Source organism: Gilliamella sp. W8126 (assembly GCF_016102185.1).
GTDB classification, from domain to species: Bacteria; Pseudomonadota; Gammaproteobacteria; order Enterobacterales; family Orbaceae; genus Gilliamella; species Gilliamella apis_A.
The window spans coordinates 513,590-529,735 of record NZ_JACFPE010000001.1 but is presented as its reverse complement, the minus strand read 5'-3'; the positions used below and the strand labels follow the sequence as shown (position 1 = coordinate 529,735).

Below are 16,146 nucleotides of genomic sequence, written 5' to 3'. Positions count from 1 at the left end.
GATATTTCTCTATATTCGCGCTTCATCAGAAAACTGAAGGAACCTCCATTGAATCGAACTAATATTTTTTTTGGTGAATCGCATTCTGACTGGTTGCCTGTCAGAGGCGGAGAATCTGGTGATTTTGTTTTTCGACGTGGTGACGGGCATGCCTTCGCGAAAATCGCACCTGCTTCCCGCCGCGGTGAGCTCGCTGGAGAGCGTGACCGCCTCATTTGGCTCAAAGGTCGAGGTGTGGCTTGCCCCGAGGTCATCAACTGGCAGGAGGAACAGGAGGGTGCATGCTTGGTGATAACGGCAATTCCGGGAGTACCGGCGGCTGATCTGTCTGGAGCGGATTTGCTCAAAGCGTGGCCGTCAATGGGGCAGCAACTTGGCGCTGTTCACAGCCTATCGGTTGATCAATGTCCGTTTGAGCGCAGGCTGTCGCGAATGTTCGGACGCGCCGTTGATGTGGTGTCCCGCAATGCCGTCAATCCCGACTTCTTACCGGACGAGGACAAGAGTACGCCGCAGCTCGATCTTTTGGCTCGTGTCGAACGAGAGCTACCGGTGCGGCTCGACCAAGAGCGCACCGATATGGTTGTTTGCCATGGTGATCCCTGCATGCCGAACTTCATGGTGGACCCTAAAACTCTTCAATGCACGGGTCTGATCGACCTTGGGCGGCTCGGAACAGCAGATCGCTATGCCGATTTGGCACTCATGATTGCTAACGCCGAAGAGAACTGGGCAGCGCCAGATGAAGCAGAGCGCGCCTTCGCTGTCCTATTCAATGTATTGGGGATCGAAGCCCCCGACCGCGAACGCCTTGCCTTCTATCTGCGATTGGACCCTCTGACTTGGGGTTGATGTTCATGCCGCCTGTTTTTCCTGCTCATTGGCACGTTTCGCAACCTGTTCTCATTGCGGACACCTTTTCCAGCCTCGTTTGGAAAGTTTCATTGCCAGACGGGACTCCTGCAATCGTCAAGGGATTGAAACCTATAGAAGACATTGCTGATGAACTGCGCGGGGCCGACTATCTGGTATGGCGCAATGGGAGGGGAGCAGTCCGGTTGCTCGGTCGTGAGAACAATCTGATGTTGCTCGAATATGCCGGGGAGCGAATGCTCTCTCACATCGTTGCCGAGCACGGCGACTACCAGGCGACCGAAATTGCAGCGGAACTAATGGCGAAGCTGTATGCCGCATCTGAGGAACCCCTGCCTTCTGCCCTTCTCCCGATCCGGGATCGCTTTGCAGCTTTGTTTCAGCGGGCGCGCGATGATCAAAACGCAGGTTGTCAAACTGACTACGTCCACGCGGCGATTATAGCCGATCAAATGATGAGCAATGCCTCGGAACTGCGTGGGCTACATGGCGATCTGCATCATGAAAACATCATGTTCTCCAGTCGCGGCTGGCTGGTGATAGATCCCGTCGGTCTGGTCGGTGAAGTGGGCTTTGGCGCCGCCAATATGTTCTACGATCCGGCTGACAGAGACGACCTTTGTCTCGATCCTAGACGCATTGCACAGATGGCGGACGCATTCTCTCGTGCGCTGGACGTCGATCCGCGTCGCCTGCTCGACCAGGCGTACGCTTATGGGTGCCTTTCCGCAGCTTGGAACGCGGATGGAGAAGAGGAGCAACGCGATCTAGCTATCGCGGCCGCGATCAAGCAGGTGCGACAGACGTCATACTAGATATCAAGCGACTTCTCCTATCCCCTGGGAACACATCAATCTCACCGGAGAATATCGCTGGCCAAAGCCTTAGCGTAGGATTCCGCCCCTTCCCGCAAACGACCCCAAACAGGAAACGCAGCTGAAACGGGAAGCTCAACACCCACTGACGCATGGGTTGTTCAGGCAGTACTTCATCAACCAGCAAGGCGGCACTTTCGGCCATCCGCCGCGCCCCACAGCTCGGGCAGAAACCGCGACGCTTACAGCTGAAAGCGACCAGGTGCTCGGCGTGGCAAGACTCGCAGCGAACCCGTAGAAAGCCATGCTCCAGCCGCCCGCATTGGAGAAATTCTTCAAATTCCCGTTGCACATAGCCCGGCAATTCCTTTCCCTGCTCTGCCATAAGCGCAGCGAATGCCGGGTAATACTCGTCAACGATCTGATAGAGAAGGGTTTGCTCGGGTCGGTGGCTCTGGTAACGACCAGTATCCCGATCCCGGCTGGCCGTCCTGGCCGCCACATGAGGCATGTTCCGCGTCCTTGCAATACTGTGTTTACATACAGTCTATCGCTTAGCGGAAAGTTCTTTTACCCTCAGCCGAAATGCCTGCCGTTGCTAGACATTGCCAGCCAGTGCCCGTCACTCCCACTCGATTGTAAACAAGCACACAAAACCCTTTAGTGACAACAATTTGCAAGAACTATCAGGCTCAGTGCCATGAAAAATACCATGACCAGATCATGAGGTTGAACACGGCTTGCGCCGGCAGCGTTCACGCTCCTGGTCGGCGATCTCGCCCGGCTGCAATGCTAGCTCAGCATCGGTCATGCGCTCCAGCACGTCGCGTAGGCGGATGGTGCAAGGAATGGGCGGCAGCTCGAACTCATAGCCGCCGGCGATCATTTCGGCCGCAATCTCCTCGGTGATGAAAAACGGCTCGTCGTCTTGGTTCGGCTTCTTCATGCCCTTTCCTCCTGGCGCTCATCCTGGCCGACAGCGGCCAGGGCATCGGCTTCCGTCAATGCGTCCTCCACGAACGCGCCGTGCTGCTTCGCTTCGGCCTGGCTGACCTCGGCCCATATCCGTTTCACCTGGGCCGCACTGTACCCGGCCAGCTCGGCGGTCTTGTTGATGCTGTAGCCGGACTTGCGCAGCGCGACAACTTGGGCGCGGCGCTTCGGATCAGCACGGCGGCCCTTGTACCGCCCGGCCTGGCGGGCCAACTCAATGCCTTGGCGCTGGCGTTCGCGCCTGTCCTCGTAGTCGTCGCGGGCCATCTGCAAGGCCAGGCGAAAAAGCATGATCTGCACGGCTTCCAGCACGATCTTGGCGACGCCCTGGGCCTCGGCCGCCAGGTCGGATAGATCGACCACGCCAGGGACGGCCAGGCGTGCGCCTTTGGCCTGTATCGAGGCCACCAGGCGCTCGGCCTCGGGCAAAGGTAGGCGGCTGATGCGGTCGATCTTCTCGGCAATGACCACCTCGCCGGGCTGTAGGTCGCCGATCATGCGCAGCAGCTCAGGCCGGTCGGCGCGTGCGCCGGATGCCTTCTCACGGTAGATGCCGGCGACGTAGTAGCCGGCGGCCTTCGCGGCCGTAGTGATCGCCTCTTGGCGTTCCAAGTCCTGCGCGTCGGTGCTGACGCGCAGATAGACCCGCGCCACCATCGGCGCGGCTACTGGCTTCGTCCTGCGCATACTTGCGGGCTCCTTTGGGCATACTCAAATGCACCCATCTTAAACTGGCAGGCCAATTTATCACATATCGATCTAAATGCGCCTAGCTCATTTTTACAGCTTAAATGAGCTATTGAGCACACTCCATATTTCGACTATTATTGAAACATGGAAACGATAAATGCTGTAGCCGCCCTGGCGGCCATCGCTCAAGAATCGCGCCTCGCGGTGTTCCGGCTTCTCGTCCAGGCCGGCCCCGCCGGCATGGCCGCCGGAAAAATCAGCGAAGCGGCCGGCATCCCGCCGTCTTCGCTATCCTTCCACCTGAAAGAGCTGGCACACGCCGGCATGGTCACGTCGCGGCAAGAAGGCCGATTTGTGATCTACGAGGCGAACTTTTCGACGGCCACTAACCTGGTGGCCTTTCTCACGGAAAACTGCTGCGGCGGCCAGGTGTGCAACCTGTCTTGCACCACGGAAGCCGGGAAGGTGTTGGCATGAGACTTCGCCATCTTTCCGACCCCGATTCTTTGCCCGCTTTGGACAAATCCTTTGCCATCGAGCGCCCGGCGCTCGGGCTGGCACCCGACGCCCCGCCGGTGCGTATCCTGCTGCTGTATGGCTCGCTGCGCGCCCGCTCGTTCTCACGGCTGGCCGTCGAGGAAGCGGCCCGGCTGCTGCAATTCTTTGGCGCAGAAACACGCATCTTCGACCCGTCCGATTTGCCGTTGCCCGATCAAGTGCAAAGCGACGATCACCCGGCCGTCAAGGAGCTGCGCGCCCTGTCCGAGTGGTCAGAGGGACAAGTCTGGTGCAGCCCGGAACGCCACGGTCAGATTACCAGTGTCATGAAGGCGCAGATTGACCATCTGCCGCTTGAAATGGCCGGCATCCGGCCGACCCAAGGCCGCACCCTGGCCGTGATGCAGGTATCCGGCGGCTCGCAGAGCTTCAACGCCGTGAACACCTTGCGTCTGCTCGGCCGCTGGATGCGAATGTTCACCATTCCGAACCAGTCGAGTATCGCCAAAGCGTTCCAAGAGTTCGACGCGGCGGGCCGCATGAAGCCCTCGCCGTACTACGACCGAATAGCCGATGTGATGGAAGAACTGGTGCGCTTCACGGCGCTGGTACGGCCGCACCGTGAAGCACTGACAGACCGCTATTCCGAACGGAAAGCGGCCGGCCACGTCATCGACGAGGCCACCGATCTTTCATCCATCGCCATTGCTCCCCAGCCACTACCAGAAAGCGAAACATCATGACCGAAAGAATCTATAACGTCCTCATCCTCTGCACCGGCAATTCGGCGCGCAGCATCATGGCCGAAGCTCTCATCAACACGATGGGGCAAGGGCGCTTCCGCGCCTACAGCGCCGGCAGTCACCCAACCGGCAAGGTCAATCCCTTCGCCGTCGAAAAGGTGGAGTCGGTGAATTACCCGACCGAGAATCTGCGCAGCAAGAGCTGGGACGAGTACGCCACGCCCGACGCACCGAAGATGGACTTCATCATCACCGTCTGCGACAACGCCGCCGGCGAAATGTGTCCGGTGTGGCCTGGTCAGCCGATCTCGGCGCATTGGGGATTTGAAGACCCGGCCGCCGTCGAAGGCACTGACGCCGAGAAGCGCCGGGCCTTCGAACAAACCTTCCGGCACATGATGAACCGCGTCCGCCTGTTCGTGAATCTGCCTCTCAAAATGCTTGACCAGACGGCCATCAAGCGCGAGCTGGCGAACATCGGCAAGACCGAGCAGGAAGCATGAGCGCCGGCGCACAGGCCATCGCCGCGAAGCCGCGCCAGGCCCCGATGAGCGGCTTCGAGCGTTACCTGACGCTGTGGGTGGCCCTGTGCATCGTCGCCGGTGTTGCGCTCGGCCAGGGCCTTCCTGACGTGTTCCAGGCCATAGGCCGCATGGAAGTGGCCCAGGTCAATTTGCCGGTGGGCCTGCTGATTTGGGTAATGATCGTCCCGATGCTGGTCAAGATCGACTTCGGGGCGCTGCACCAGGTCAAAGAGCATTGGCGCGGCATCGGCGTCACGCTGTTCGTGAATTGGGCCGTCAAGCCATTCTCGATGGCCCTGCTGGGGTGGCTGTTCATCCGACAAGTGTTCGCTCCGTTCCTGCCGGCCGATCAACTGGACAGCTACATCGCGGGCTTGATCTTGCTGGCCGCCGCGCCCTGCACGGCAATGGTGTTCGTGTGGAGCCGCCTTACCAACGGCGACCCGCTTTTCACGCTCTCGCAAGTGGCTCTGAACGACGCCATCATGATCGTGGCCTTCGCGCCCATCGTCGGCCTGCTGCTGGGCATGTCCTCGATCTCGGTGCCTTGGGACACGCTGCTGATTTCGGTCGTGCTCTACATCATCGTGCCGGTGATCCTGGCGCAGCTCTTGCGGCGGCATCTGCTCAAGCAAGGACAGGCCGCCTTTGAACGGGCCATGCAGAAGATCGGGCCGTGGTCGATGGCCGCGCTGCTGCTGACGTTGGTTCTACTGTTCGCCTTCCAGGGCGAGGCCATCATCCGGCAGCCGTTAGTGATCGCCATGCTAGCCGTGCCGATCTTGATTCAAGTGTTCTTCAATTCCGGGTTAGCCTACTGGCTGAACAAGCGGGCGGGGGAAAAGCACTCTGTCGCCTGTCCTTCGGCCCTGATCGGTGCCAGCAACTTCTTCGAGCTGGCCGTGGCGGCCGCCATCAGCTTGTTCGGTCTGCACTCCGGCGCTGCATTGGCAACCGTGGTCGGCGTCCTGGTCGAAGTGCCGGTGATGCTGCTGGTCGTGCGCGTGGTGAATCGCTCGAAGAGCTGGTACGAACGAGGTTGAACATGAGTAGGAAAAAACTGAGGAAATGATTGCAGATTGCCGCGCCGGCCGCTTCCTGGCGCATTCGATCACTGACCTGGAACACCTAGTATCCATGCTTGCTGAGGTCGCCCGATGACAGACCCAAAGAACCTAGAGAACAGGCTGCATGAGAAGGCCGACCCGGCCCGCGCCGTTTCCACTGGTCGGGTGCGCTACACACTGGCCGAACTACTGGCCGACGCGGAAGCATCCGGGGCTTACCCGCTGCCGCCGGAGGAACGCGAATGGATGGATGCGCCGTCTGTGGGTCGGGAATGGCCAAACAGTGAAGATTGAAAAAGGCGGCCAGTTCGAGTGGCCGCCCTTTCGTCATTAGCTGCACGCTTGGCGCAAGGCGTTCATTGCTTCTTGAAAATCAGCCTGTGTCGCCCGGCCCGTTTCAGCTTGGTAGTACACCACCATAAAAGCATTAGCGACGGCTTCGGCCAATGGCCCAAGGCTCCGCGCTTCCGCTTGGTTGATGTACTCCAAAGAAGAAAGAATAGCCGCTGCTTGATGCACTGCTTGCCCTGGTTCGATAATATGTTGTGTTGTCATAATTCACCTCTCCAGTAGGTGTTGATTGAAAGTGCCGGGCTGGTTGTGGCCAGCCCGGTGCGCCTACAGGTACAGCCCCGCCGCCTCCGCGAATGCTGACCGCTCATTCCTGCCGCCATTAACCTCAATACTTATCGGCTTAGTTTCGCTCTCTCTCATAGGGTCTGGCCGTGATACAAAAGCGGCTGTTTCTGTCTCTGCATCGACCTCGGTCGATTGATCACCCAGCGGCGAAATAAATACCTGGCTGACTTCTTCCCTTGGCGCTTCATCCAGGGCCGCCAATGCGGCCATGTATGTTGATGTCGTCATCGTGCTAACTCCTGACTTCGTTACTATCTGGGCCAGAATCGGCGCCCAAGCTATTGCCCTCGAACTGGCCAGATTGGCTTGCTTCTTTCGGCTCCATGCTTTCGCGTATCGAAGCAGCCAGTTTTCCGCCTGTGGTTTCGCTCACTCGCTCCTGGAATCCCTGCTTCACTTGAGAGCCGACACCCTTGGCTAACTCGGAGGCCGTGCCTGTGGCCAGCTTCGCGGCCTTGGCAAAGCCGCCACCGCTTGAGCTACTGCCGCTGTCACCAAAGCCAGCCGCTTGGGCGAATGGGCTACTGCCAGCAGTACCCGCTTCACCACCACCGTTTCCGCCACTGCTGACAACTGACCCCATGCTGGACATGTCACCGCCGGTTTCCATACTCGCTGATGCTTTCTGAAAAGCCGCTTGGAGTGCACTTGCACCTCCGGCTGCACCGGCTGCGGCACCCATAACCGCTTTACCTGCCAGGGCAGCGCCGCCAGTTGCCATACTGGCCGCCGTCACCGCCGCCCCAACTGCCGCACCCGCACCGAAGTTTCCAATTCCACCGGCTGCGCCAATACCACCACCAGACACAAGACCAGAAATCATCGGCGGAACTTTGTTGACCAAGAAAAGCAAGATGACCGATATAACCAACATCACGGCCAGTTCCTGGGATGCCATGTTCTCGCTGATTTGCGTGTAGTAGTGATTGATGAACTCTTTGCCAATCGCAACCAGAAGCACCATTGCCATAAGCTGTGCGGCCAGGCCCAGCACGGTCTTGTAGTAATTGATCGCCATGTCGGAAGTCCAACGACTTCCACCAAAGCCAAGGAAGAACACACCGGCATACAACAGAATCCAGGCTGATGCGAGCAACAGCAACAGGTTGACCGCAATCAACGCCAGGACAAACAAAACAGCCAGGGCCATTAGCTCCATGACCAGAGCAGTTGCCATCTGCCGCCATCCCAGCTCCGAGGTGGCCTGTACTGTGCGGTTGTATAACTCGAAACCAAGATCAAGGATGCTGGAGGGCCCAAGATTGCTATTGGAAAGTCCCCCCGCCTGCGCGCCCAGAGTTTGCAATGACTGAACAATCGTACCGGCGATATTCATGCCCTGGTTCGCATTCGTCAGCAACCACCAGAAAAAGCCGGTGAAGATCGTGAAGCGAACGAACTCCGCGAAGAACTCGCCAATGTCGGCCTTGCGCAAAGCCATCATGCCGAATGTCCAGACCATCGAAATCACAACCAGCGTCCAGAACAAACGCGATGCAGCGGACTCAATAGCTGGCCCCCATGTTGCGGCAGCATCATGAAAACGCTTGAGCACATCATTCATAACACCGCTGCTACTTAGCTCCTGCGCCATTGCAGGTTCAGCCAGCACCATTGTGGCGACCATCATCAAGCCACCTAGAGCAATTTTCTTTCTCATGGCGACCACCTCAATAATCATCTTTAGGGCTGGGCTTGAACTCCCACTGACGCATCTGCTTGGCCTTCTGGAATGCTCTGCATTCCTCGGTAAAGGCCTCTCGGTTCGCTTCGCTGCGCATTTCATTCAGTGCTGCCTGGAACGCATCGGGGGCACACGTCGCCGCATTTGGTTCGGGCATCCTTTCCTGTTCACATCCAGCCAACAACAGCAACGTAGCCGCGGTAGTAAAAAAGATTTTTTTCATCTCACCGCCTCCCTAGTAGTTGTCTGCCGGACTCGGGCGAAACGTCCAGGTACGCATTTGCTCGGCCCTGGCATCACCTCGCGCCTCGGCATCGAGTTCTGCTGCAATCCGGGCTGCCTCCGCGTTGTGTTGGGCGGTCAACATGGTGCGAATCTGCAAGAGCTGATTGGCCTGCTGGCTGGCGAGCTGGTTGGCGTAGCCGATGGCCTGTAGCTGGCCAGTTGCACCCTGGGCCGCGCCTTGCAGCCGCTCCAGGGTACGGGCGTCATCCTTCAAAGCCTTTTGCTGGTCGGCAACGGTCTGGAACAGGGCATCGTTGGCCTTCTTTTGCGACTCTGACGCCAGGCGGCGGTTCTCTTCCATCGCTGCCTTTTCGGCCGGCGTGCATCCGCCGCTGCCGTTGAAGCATGGCGAGCTGCGGTAATAGGCCACGTCCTGAAACTTGGCCAGGTAACGATCCAGGCTGCCTAGCTGGTTCTCGTAATAGGCCAGCGTGTTTTGCGCGGCAATCAGCCGGTTGATCGTAGTCTGCGCCTGATCCCAGATATACGCGGCTGGGGCCATCGTGTTCTGGAGCTGATTTTCGTACTGCTGCAACTGGGTCTGGTACTGCTCAATCTGCTTGAGCGTCTGCGCCACCGACTCGATGGCCGTCATGATGTTCTGGGCCAGGTTGCCGCCGTCGATGACGGGGATACCAGCTTGCACAGGGGCGGTGGTAGTGGTGATAAAGCCGGTTGCGAGTGCAACGGCTAGAGCGGTTTTTTTAGCCGCTAAAATTTTGGACTTCATGGTCGTACTCCGTCGATGAAAAGAAGGCATTGCCTTGACCAAGCGTTGTGCTTGTTCTCGGCAACGTTTCATCGAAGAGCTACGCCACTAGCTGATCGGTATTGCCCTTGGCGCTGAGGCCCGGACTTACAAACGTAAAACTACTCTGTTTTTTTATCGCTTTCGGACAAGCCAACTTCCCGGCCAATCTCTTCAAGCTCTAGCGGCTGTACTGCCGCCGTCAGTATTTCGCGTATTTCCGCGTCGGTGCTCCTATCGTTGAGCGCTGCTCGAACTTTCAACGCACGGTGCACCTCGGCGGGTAAATTCCTGATAAGCACATTTGCCATATCAATACCCTTTTGGTGTACCCGACAACCATGCTATCAAAGATATTAAAAATAGCAAGACCTATACTCTTGCAACCGGCGGTAGCCGATCAGCCCCGCAGGGCAGGATTCCCGTTGAGTGCCCCCGGCGCGAATAAGGGACAGTGAAGATAGATAACCGGCTTGCCGGTTAGCTAACTTCACCCATCCTGCCCGCATTTCACCCACTATTGAAAATCTAGCGCATATCGAACGTAAAGCGTTTTATCGTCAAACAAACACCGATTCTTGGCAACATAACCGTAATCGTCACCAAATCGGCCTGCAATCGACATAGTCGCTTCAAAATCGCTGCTCAATCGGCTTTAAATCGGAACCTAAAATGCCAACAATCGACACAAACCATTCGCCCCGATGGGGCGAGTTGGACGCCAAAAAAGAAGGGCATAACCCGCCCCTCAAGTGTCAATGAACACAAGAAATTTGCCTCCCCTCCCGTCATACCACTAAGGCGACGTATTGATACTTGAGGGGCAACCTTTCCTGATGTTGACACCTTCACGCAGGTTACTGGTTATGGGCGTCCAACACACACGGCTCATTCCTGCTTGGTAATAATAAGAATAATAATCTTCTTATTATTCTTACCGAACGAATGGGCACTGCTTAGCCATTTCACGTTTCGAGCCAAGGTTTCAGTACAGATAACTACAAGTGCACACAGCGGCCCTCCAGCACCGTTAGACGCAGATTCTGCTTCAGCTCATGGAATAAGGGACTCCGGGTTGTTTTCCCCTCTCACAAGGCGTTTCAGCGGCCACTGAAGCCGCCTTCTCTTCTTGGCGTTAAACCATCGGCCTATGGCCGATTGATAAAGCCCGCCAGGGCTTTATTGGCAAGGTCAGAACGCGCCCTCAAGGCGCGAGCTGCACCGCGCATGATGGATTATCTTTAGATAATCTTGGATGGATTTCCCAAACTGCCCGCAAAGCAGCGCACCGTCTGGGTTTTCCAAATTGGGACGGGGAACGTTACGACGGCAGAAGGGGAGCGTTACGACGGTAACAAGGGAACGTTACGACGGTAAACGGGTGCAGTTGCCGTGGGGCCAGGCCTCTTGATCTCCCATTTTCCCTTGGCGTATTCGTTCACTACCCAACCCACGGCGGCAAGTTCGGCCAGTGCCTTCCGGGCAGTCTGACGGCGTTTTTTCATAGCTTCGGCATTGGCTTCATCTGGCCAGACATAGCCGCAAAGCGTGTCCAGTTCCACGCGCCCGGATTTGCCGGGGTCGATCCAGCCGCATAGCCGTTGGTGCATCAGCCGTGCCGGATCAGTCTGTAGCACCCGCACTTCCGCCATGTCGATACGGGCATATGGACGATGCCCCAGGATCGCTTCGGCAATACGCGGATTCAGGGCAACCCATAGCCTGCCGTCCGTCTCGTCAAAAGCATGACTCATCAGGTGGAACGCGGCTTGCCGCCGTCCCTTCGTCACAAGGATGGTGACGTTCGACATGCGCAGCAGGCTGGCTTTGAGCGCCTTGATGTTGTCGCCGCTATCCGTCATGCCCGTTTCTGAGAGCAGTTTGGTCAGGCTCTCACGAACCACCAAGCCGTCTTGCTCAATGGCTTCGAAACGGGGTTCAAGGAATAGCCGTAGCTGTCGCCCCGTCTCACTGGTCGGTTCCGGGGTTAGCAAGATGCCGTTCGGGCCGCCAAGGGCCACGATGCCTTGCAAAAGACGCATATCATCGGCCCCGAGAGGTTCGAATCCGACGAAACGCATGGATTCGTCCTCGCCAAAGGTGTAGGTCACGTCCAGCTTGCAGCGTTTGCGATCGCCACGCTTGAGGCTGCGGAACAGGCCAGGTGCCAAACAGTGCGCGGGATCATGTCGGACGTGGGTCAGGTCATGCTTAGGCTTCTTCACGCTGTCTCCTTTTCACCTTGCACTGCCGCTCCAGTACAGCAGGCTTCAACACGCCGCCGTCGTGCCGTCTAAACCAGAGTTCTTGAAAAGGTGCGCCATAGTTGGCCTTGCTGACGCCAAAGCGGACAAAATACCCACGCTGACAATCATCGACCCCCAGTATCTCGGCCTCGCCTTGCGTCATGCCGGATAGGTACGATTGCCAACGGATGTTATCAACCAGTACGGACGATCCACGACTGGCCTGCTGTTGATCGCCCGACCCCATCATGGCTGCGCTTTTACTCGCGTGGTGCAGAAACACAATGGAGCAGCCTGTATCAGCGGCTATGGCCTCCATGTGCCCAACAACCTGCGCCATCGGCCCGCTAGCGTTCTCCTCCTCAATGTGGAAGCGCCGCAAAGTGTCCAAGATCATCAAGCGACGACCTTCAGCGGCTCGTTTGAGAGCATCGAACCAGCTAGCAGCCATGATGTTTGGGCATTTACCGATCAAGGGTTCAATGAGCAAACCATCAGCCACGGCTTGCCGTTCCGCTGCGCTGAGGTGTGCCCCAAGGGCGTGCAGACGATGGTGAATAGCGGCCGGTGGATCTTCAGCAGGCAGATAGACCACTTGCCCGGTGGGAAACTCGCCTATTTCAAGTAAATCAGGCCCGCCTGCAATCTGTGCAGCCAATTGAAGGGCCAACATGGATTTACCAGCCCCACCAGGCGACACAAGAGCACCAACAGTGCCAGCAACCATATTAGGCAGAACATAATCAATGGGTGGCGGCAATTCCGTGAAAGCCGCCATAAGATCAAGAGCCATATAACTAGCCCTCTATAGGGCCAGGTCGCGCAGCTTGATCACCCGATGATTTACGTGCCTCAATCCACTCTTCGACCTCTGACAAATCCCAGGCGACATTTCTACTGGTTAACGCGATACGGCGTGGAAAATCCCCTCGCTGCTCCAGGTTATAAATTGTTCGTGTCGAAAGCGGGATCATCTCCAGGAGCTTCTTCCTGTTGATGAGGGTCTTTATATTTTGCATGGGTCAATACCTCTCAAATGAATAGTTGCTATTCATCGAGTAGCTGCGCGAAGCAGCTAATCGGTAATTGACCTGCCCGATGCCAATGGCGGCCTTATTTATAAATTCACGGCATCAACTTCAATGCTATCAAAGATAGCAAAAACATCAACCCTTACTGCCTCCCGAAGTCCACTCATCAATCATATCGGCCCAATCCTGCAACATCGCCGCCCGCTGCTCGCGGTACTCAGCCTTGTTGTAGACAGCCCTCACGCCCTTCTGCTCGTGCGCCAGGCACTTCTCGATCCAGTCGGTGTTGTAGCCGGCCTCATGCAACAGCGTGCTGGCTGTGCGCCGCAAATCATGCGGTCCGAACTTGGTAAGTGACTTCCCATCTTTCTGCGCCGCCTTGTAAGTCAGCGTCAGCACCTGGTTAAGTGTGGCAGCGCTCATCGGCGCATCCGAGTCGTACCGTGATGGCAAAACGAAGTCGGAACCACCGGCAAAGGTTTTCATGGCAATGAAAATATCCAGAGCCTGCTGGGACAGAAATACCAGGTGCGGGTTACGGCGTTTCATCCGCTCCTTTGGAATCGTCCACAACGCTTCGCTGAAATTGATCTCGCTCCAGGTCGCATTGGTCAGCTCGCTCTTGCGCACCATCGTCAGCAATAACAGCTTGGCCGCCGCACGGTTTGTTGGGCTTGTGCCCACTCGCTCCATGTACTGGTACATCAGCCCAATTTCTTCTGGCGTCAACGCTCGGTCACGTGGCTCGAATCGAGCGATGCTTGTTGGGCGCACCAGTTCTGCCGGGTTTTCGACCTTCTGCCCACGCTCGATGGCCCAGCGAAATACCTGCAACACGATTTCACGCACATGAACGGCGGTGGCCGGTGCGCCTCGCTCAACAATGGCATCAGCCAGCGCCCGCAAGTCTTCGTGGGTGATCTCCACCAGCTTCTGATTGCTGAATTTCGGCTTCAGCTCACGCTCATAAACCGAGCGGCGCATATCGCGGGTGGAGTCGGCCATCTGGTAGCCACGCAGCCACTTCTCCGCCCAGGCACCGAACGTCTCTGCATCTTTCACCCGCGCCTTGTCTCGGGCTTTCTCCTTGGCCGGCGACTTGCCCGCCGCAACCATCTTCTTGGCGTCACCCAACAGCTCGCGGGCTTCGGCCAGGGTGATGCCACCGACACCATAACGCCCAAAGGTGATGGTCTCCTGCCGACCGTTGATTGAGTAGTTGTAACGGAACGAGATGGAGCCGGCTGGAGTCACTGCCACATAGAGACCTTCCCGGTCATTCACTTTGTAGAGTTTGTCCCTGGGCTTGAGATTGCGCAGCTTGGTATCGGTCAGCATGTACCTTGTCCTTCTTCGTCTCCGATACCATGCTGAAAAAATCTCGAATTTATCGTATTTTTTCTTACGAAACAGTAACTTATAGAATATTAATACCATGAACACACAAAAGAACGCAGCATGGTATCGGCATCAATCATGGCATCGCCAAACCATAATACCAGCTTTAATGCCATGCTCAAACGGTGCTTGGCGCTTCCTCCCGTTGCCAGATCGTGCCAAACACAAACAAAAAAAAGCCCGCAATTACGCGGGCTTAGCGGCATTTCATGCCATCAGGTGCCTGGCTGTGCCAGACGCGGAATCATTCCCACTCAATAGTCGCTGGCGGTTTGCCGCTGATGTCATATACAACTCGTGATATGCCATTAACTTCGTTGATGATACGGTTTGATACTCTTCCTAAAAAGTCGTAAGGAAGATGCGCCCAATGGGCGGTCATAAAGTCGATGGTTTCTACGGCTCGTAGCGAGACAACCCAATCATAGCGACGACCATCGCCCATAACACCAACTGAACGTACCGGTAGGAATACGGTAAATGCTTGGCTAACTTTGTGGTATAGTTCAGCTTTGTAAAGTTCTTCGATAAAGATAGCATCCGCTTGTCTTAATAAATCACAGTACTCTTTTTTCACTTCACCTAATACGCGTACGCCTAAACCTGGTCCAGGGAATGGATGACGATATAGCATATCGTATGGTAAACCGAGTTCTAAACCAACTTTACGTACTTCATCTTTGAATAATTCACGTAATGGTTCAACTAAGCCCATTTTCATATCTTCTGGTAGACCACCGACATTGTGGTGAGATTTGATAACATGCGCTTTACCTGTGTCAGCGGCGGCTGATTCAATAACATCGGGATAAATAGTCCCTTGAGCTAGCCATTTTACATCTTTAAGTTTTGCTGCTTCTTCATCAAAAACTGCAACAAACTCTCGGCCAATGATTTTACGTTTAGCTTCAGGATCTGCTTCACCTTTTAATGCCGCCATAAAGCGATCTTCAGCATTAACCGCGATAATATTTAAACCAAATTTATCACCAAACATGTCCATTACTTGTTGTGCTTCATTTAAACGTAATAAACCATGATCAACAAAAACACAGGTTAATTGATCGCCAATTGCTTGATGTAATAATAGTGCAGTAACCGAAGAGTCAACACCACCAGATAGGCCCAACAATACTTTATCTTGGCCAACTTTCTCTTTAATACGTGCCACGGCATCAGTAATAATTGAAGAAGGTGTCCACAATTTTTCACAATGACAAATATCGATAACAAAGCGTTGTAATAGTTCAAATCCTTTAACAGTATGAGTAACTTCAGGATGAAACTGTACACCATAAAATTGTTTTTCATCATTTGCCATAATAGCAAATGGACAGGTTTCTGTTTGACCGATTAAATTAAATGTGTCTGGTAATGAGGTTACTTTATCACCATGGCTCATCCAAACATCAAGCTGATTAATACCTTGATCATTAATGCTATCTAAAATTCCGTCTGTTAATTTTGATTTTGCAACAATATCTACTTTAGCATAACCAAATTCACGTTGATTAGATGCAGTAACGACTCCGCCCTTACCTAACTGGATCGCCATTGTTTGCATACCATAGCAAATACCTAATACCGGCACTCCTGCATTAAATACATATTCAGGTGCACGAGGGCTATTTTGCTCGGTAGTACTTTCGGGACCACCCGATAAAATGATACCTTTAGGATTAAATTGTTTAATTTTTTCTTCCGAAACATCCCATGGCCAAAGTTCACAATAAACACCGATTTCACGAACTCGTCGAGCAATTAACTGCGTTACTTGTGAGCCAAAATCCAAAATTAATATACGCTGCTGGTGGATGTCTTTATTCATCAATCTTAATTCCTAAAATATGGGCTAATATAAAAGTTGGTGGCTATTGTATCATCTAATTATTAAGCTTAAATAGCGTATAAA

The 16,146-nt window shown here is 55.2% G+C and carries 20 protein-coding genes and 1 pseudogene; 7 read left to right on the top strand and 14 right to left on the bottom strand.

What is annotated here, in order from left to right:
• Positions 1 to 48 precede the first annotated feature (48 nt).
• Positions 49 to 852 (top strand): aminoglycoside O-phosphotransferase APH(3'')-Ib, encoded by an 804-nt coding sequence (gene aph(3'')-Ib / locus H3S74_RS02480; RefSeq protein WP_001082319.1) that lies wholly within the window; start codon positions 49 to 51, stop codon positions 850 to 852.
• A complete protein-coding gene (locus H3S74_RS02475) occupies positions 852 to 1,688 on the top strand; it encodes an aminoglycoside O-phosphotransferase APH(6)-Id (protein WP_000480968.1) in 837 nt (278 codons plus the stop codon). Before aph(3'')-Ib ends, H3S74_RS02475 begins: the two co-directional genes overlap by 1 nt.
• 106 nt (positions 1,689 to 1,794) lie before the next feature.
• Here the strand turns inward: H3S74_RS02475 and H3S74_RS02470 are convergent.
• From H3S74_RS02470 to H3S74_RS02460, 3 genes and pseudogenes are all read right to left on the bottom strand, one after another.
• Positions 1,795 to 2,199, bottom strand: a pseudogene (locus H3S74_RS02470) (IS91 family transposase); the annotation flags it as partial.
• A gap of 210 nt (positions 2,200 to 2,409) precedes the next feature.
• Positions 2,410 to 2,634: a hypothetical protein gene (locus H3S74_RS02465; RefSeq protein ID WP_000743213.1), complete on the bottom strand. Its 225-nt coding sequence runs from the start codon at positions 2,632 to 2,634 to the stop codon at positions 2,410 to 2,412.
• The gene (locus H3S74_RS02460) at positions 2,631 to 3,368 is read right to left on the bottom strand and encodes a recombinase family protein (protein WP_001366550.1); all 738 of its coding nucleotides are present in this window, start codon (positions 3,366 to 3,368) and stop codon (positions 2,631 to 2,633) included. The genes H3S74_RS02465 and H3S74_RS02460 overlap by 4 nt, the downstream gene beginning before the upstream one ends.
• Positions 3,369 to 3,515: 147 nt before the next feature.
• On the opposite strand from H3S74_RS02460, the gene H3S74_RS02455 reads away from it, so the two are divergent.
• From H3S74_RS02455 to H3S74_RS02435, 5 genes are all read left to right on the top strand, one after another.
• The gene (locus H3S74_RS02455) at positions 3,516 to 3,848 is read left to right on the top strand and encodes a helix-turn-helix transcriptional regulator (protein ID WP_000447876.1); all 333 of its coding nucleotides are present in this window, start codon (positions 3,516 to 3,518) and stop codon (positions 3,846 to 3,848) included.
• Positions 3,845 to 4,612, top strand: coding sequence for an arsenical resistance protein ArsH (gene arsH / locus H3S74_RS02450; RefSeq protein ID WP_001239389.1), 768 nt, complete (start codon positions 3,845 to 3,847; stop codon positions 4,610 to 4,612). The genes H3S74_RS02455 and arsH overlap by 4 nt, the downstream gene beginning before the upstream one ends.
• Positions 4,609 to 5,115: an arsenate reductase ArsC gene (locus tag H3S74_RS02445; RefSeq protein ID WP_000140066.1), complete on the top strand. Its 507-nt coding sequence runs from the start codon at positions 4,609 to 4,611 to the stop codon at positions 5,113 to 5,115. Before arsH ends, H3S74_RS02445 begins: the two co-directional genes overlap by 4 nt.
• Positions 5,112 to 6,179 carry an ACR3 family arsenite efflux transporter gene (arsB, locus tag H3S74_RS02440; RefSeq protein WP_001272375.1) on the top strand — a complete coding sequence of 356 codons (1,068 nt, stop codon included), beginning with the start codon at positions 5,112 to 5,114 and terminating at the stop codon, positions 6,177 to 6,179. Before H3S74_RS02445 ends, arsB begins: the two co-directional genes overlap by 4 nt.
• Before the next feature lie 114 nt (positions 6,180 to 6,293).
• On the top strand, positions 6,294 to 6,497 hold the full coding sequence (locus H3S74_RS02435) for a hypothetical protein (protein WP_000131871.1): 204 nt from the start codon (positions 6,294 to 6,296) through the stop codon (positions 6,495 to 6,497).
• Positions 6,498 to 6,533: 36 nt separating this feature from the next.
• Here H3S74_RS02435 and H3S74_RS02430 read toward each other — a convergent pair whose 3' ends face one another.
• The 11 genes from H3S74_RS02430 to guaA form a co-directional block, all read right to left on the bottom strand.
• Entirely contained in the window at positions 6,534 to 6,758 is a 225-nt protein-coding gene (locus tag H3S74_RS02430) for a type I toxin-antitoxin system ptaRNA1 family toxin (RefSeq protein WP_000211355.1), read from the bottom strand.
• Between the two features lie 63 nt (positions 6,759 to 6,821).
• Entirely contained in the window at positions 6,822 to 7,070 is a 249-nt protein-coding gene (locus tag H3S74_RS02425) for a hypothetical protein (RefSeq protein WP_000213809.1), read from the bottom strand.
• Positions 7,071 to 7,074: 4 nt separating this feature from the next.
• Positions 7,075 to 8,502 carry a P-type conjugative transfer protein TrbL gene (gene trbL, locus H3S74_RS02420; RefSeq protein ID WP_001405816.1) on the bottom strand — a complete coding sequence of 476 codons (1,428 nt, stop codon included), beginning with the start codon at positions 8,500 to 8,502 and terminating at the stop codon, positions 7,075 to 7,077.
• Between the two features lie 10 nt (positions 8,503 to 8,512).
• Positions 8,513 to 8,749, bottom strand: coding sequence for an entry exclusion lipoprotein TrbK (gene trbK / locus H3S74_RS02415; RefSeq protein ID WP_000718002.1), 237 nt, complete (start codon positions 8,747 to 8,749; stop codon positions 8,513 to 8,515).
• 12 nt (positions 8,750 to 8,761) lie between these two features.
• Positions 8,762 to 9,541 (bottom strand): P-type conjugative transfer protein TrbJ, encoded by a 780-nt coding sequence (gene trbJ, locus H3S74_RS02410; RefSeq protein ID WP_000836966.1) that lies wholly within the window; start codon positions 9,539 to 9,541, stop codon positions 8,762 to 8,764.
• Between the two features lie 140 nt (positions 9,542 to 9,681).
• The gene (locus tag H3S74_RS02405; protein ID WP_000024442.1) at positions 9,682 to 9,870 is read right to left on the bottom strand and encodes a stabilization protein; all 189 of its coding nucleotides are present in this window, start codon (positions 9,868 to 9,870) and stop codon (positions 9,682 to 9,684) included.
• A 1,032-nt stretch (positions 9,871 to 10,902) separates the two neighbouring features.
• On the bottom strand, positions 10,903 to 11,784 hold the full coding sequence (gene repC, locus H3S74_RS02400; protein WP_000743064.1) for a replication protein C, IncQ-type: 882 nt from the start codon (positions 11,782 to 11,784) through the stop codon (positions 10,903 to 10,905).
• Positions 11,771 to 12,598, bottom strand: a complete 828-nt coding sequence (locus H3S74_RS02395) for a helicase RepA family protein (protein ID WP_001162384.1) — start codon at positions 12,596 to 12,598, stop codon at positions 11,771 to 11,773. The genes repC and H3S74_RS02395 overlap by 14 nt, the downstream gene beginning before the upstream one ends.
• A gap of 4 nt (positions 12,599 to 12,602) precedes the next feature.
• The gene (locus H3S74_RS02390; protein WP_001179606.1) at positions 12,603 to 12,824 is read right to left on the bottom strand and encodes an AlpA family transcriptional regulator; all 222 of its coding nucleotides are present in this window, start codon (positions 12,822 to 12,824) and stop codon (positions 12,603 to 12,605) included.
• 147 nt (positions 12,825 to 12,971) lie between these two features.
• Entirely contained in the window at positions 12,972 to 14,174 is a 1,203-nt protein-coding gene (locus H3S74_RS02385) for a site-specific integrase (protein ID WP_000954590.1), read from the bottom strand.
• Between the two features lie 304 nt (positions 14,175 to 14,478).
• On the bottom strand, positions 14,479 to 16,062 hold the full coding sequence (gene guaA, locus H3S74_RS02380) for a glutamine-hydrolyzing GMP synthase (RefSeq protein ID WP_086364441.1): 1,584 nt from the start codon (positions 16,060 to 16,062) through the stop codon (positions 14,479 to 14,481).
• Positions 16,063 to 16,146: the final 84 nt, after the last annotated feature.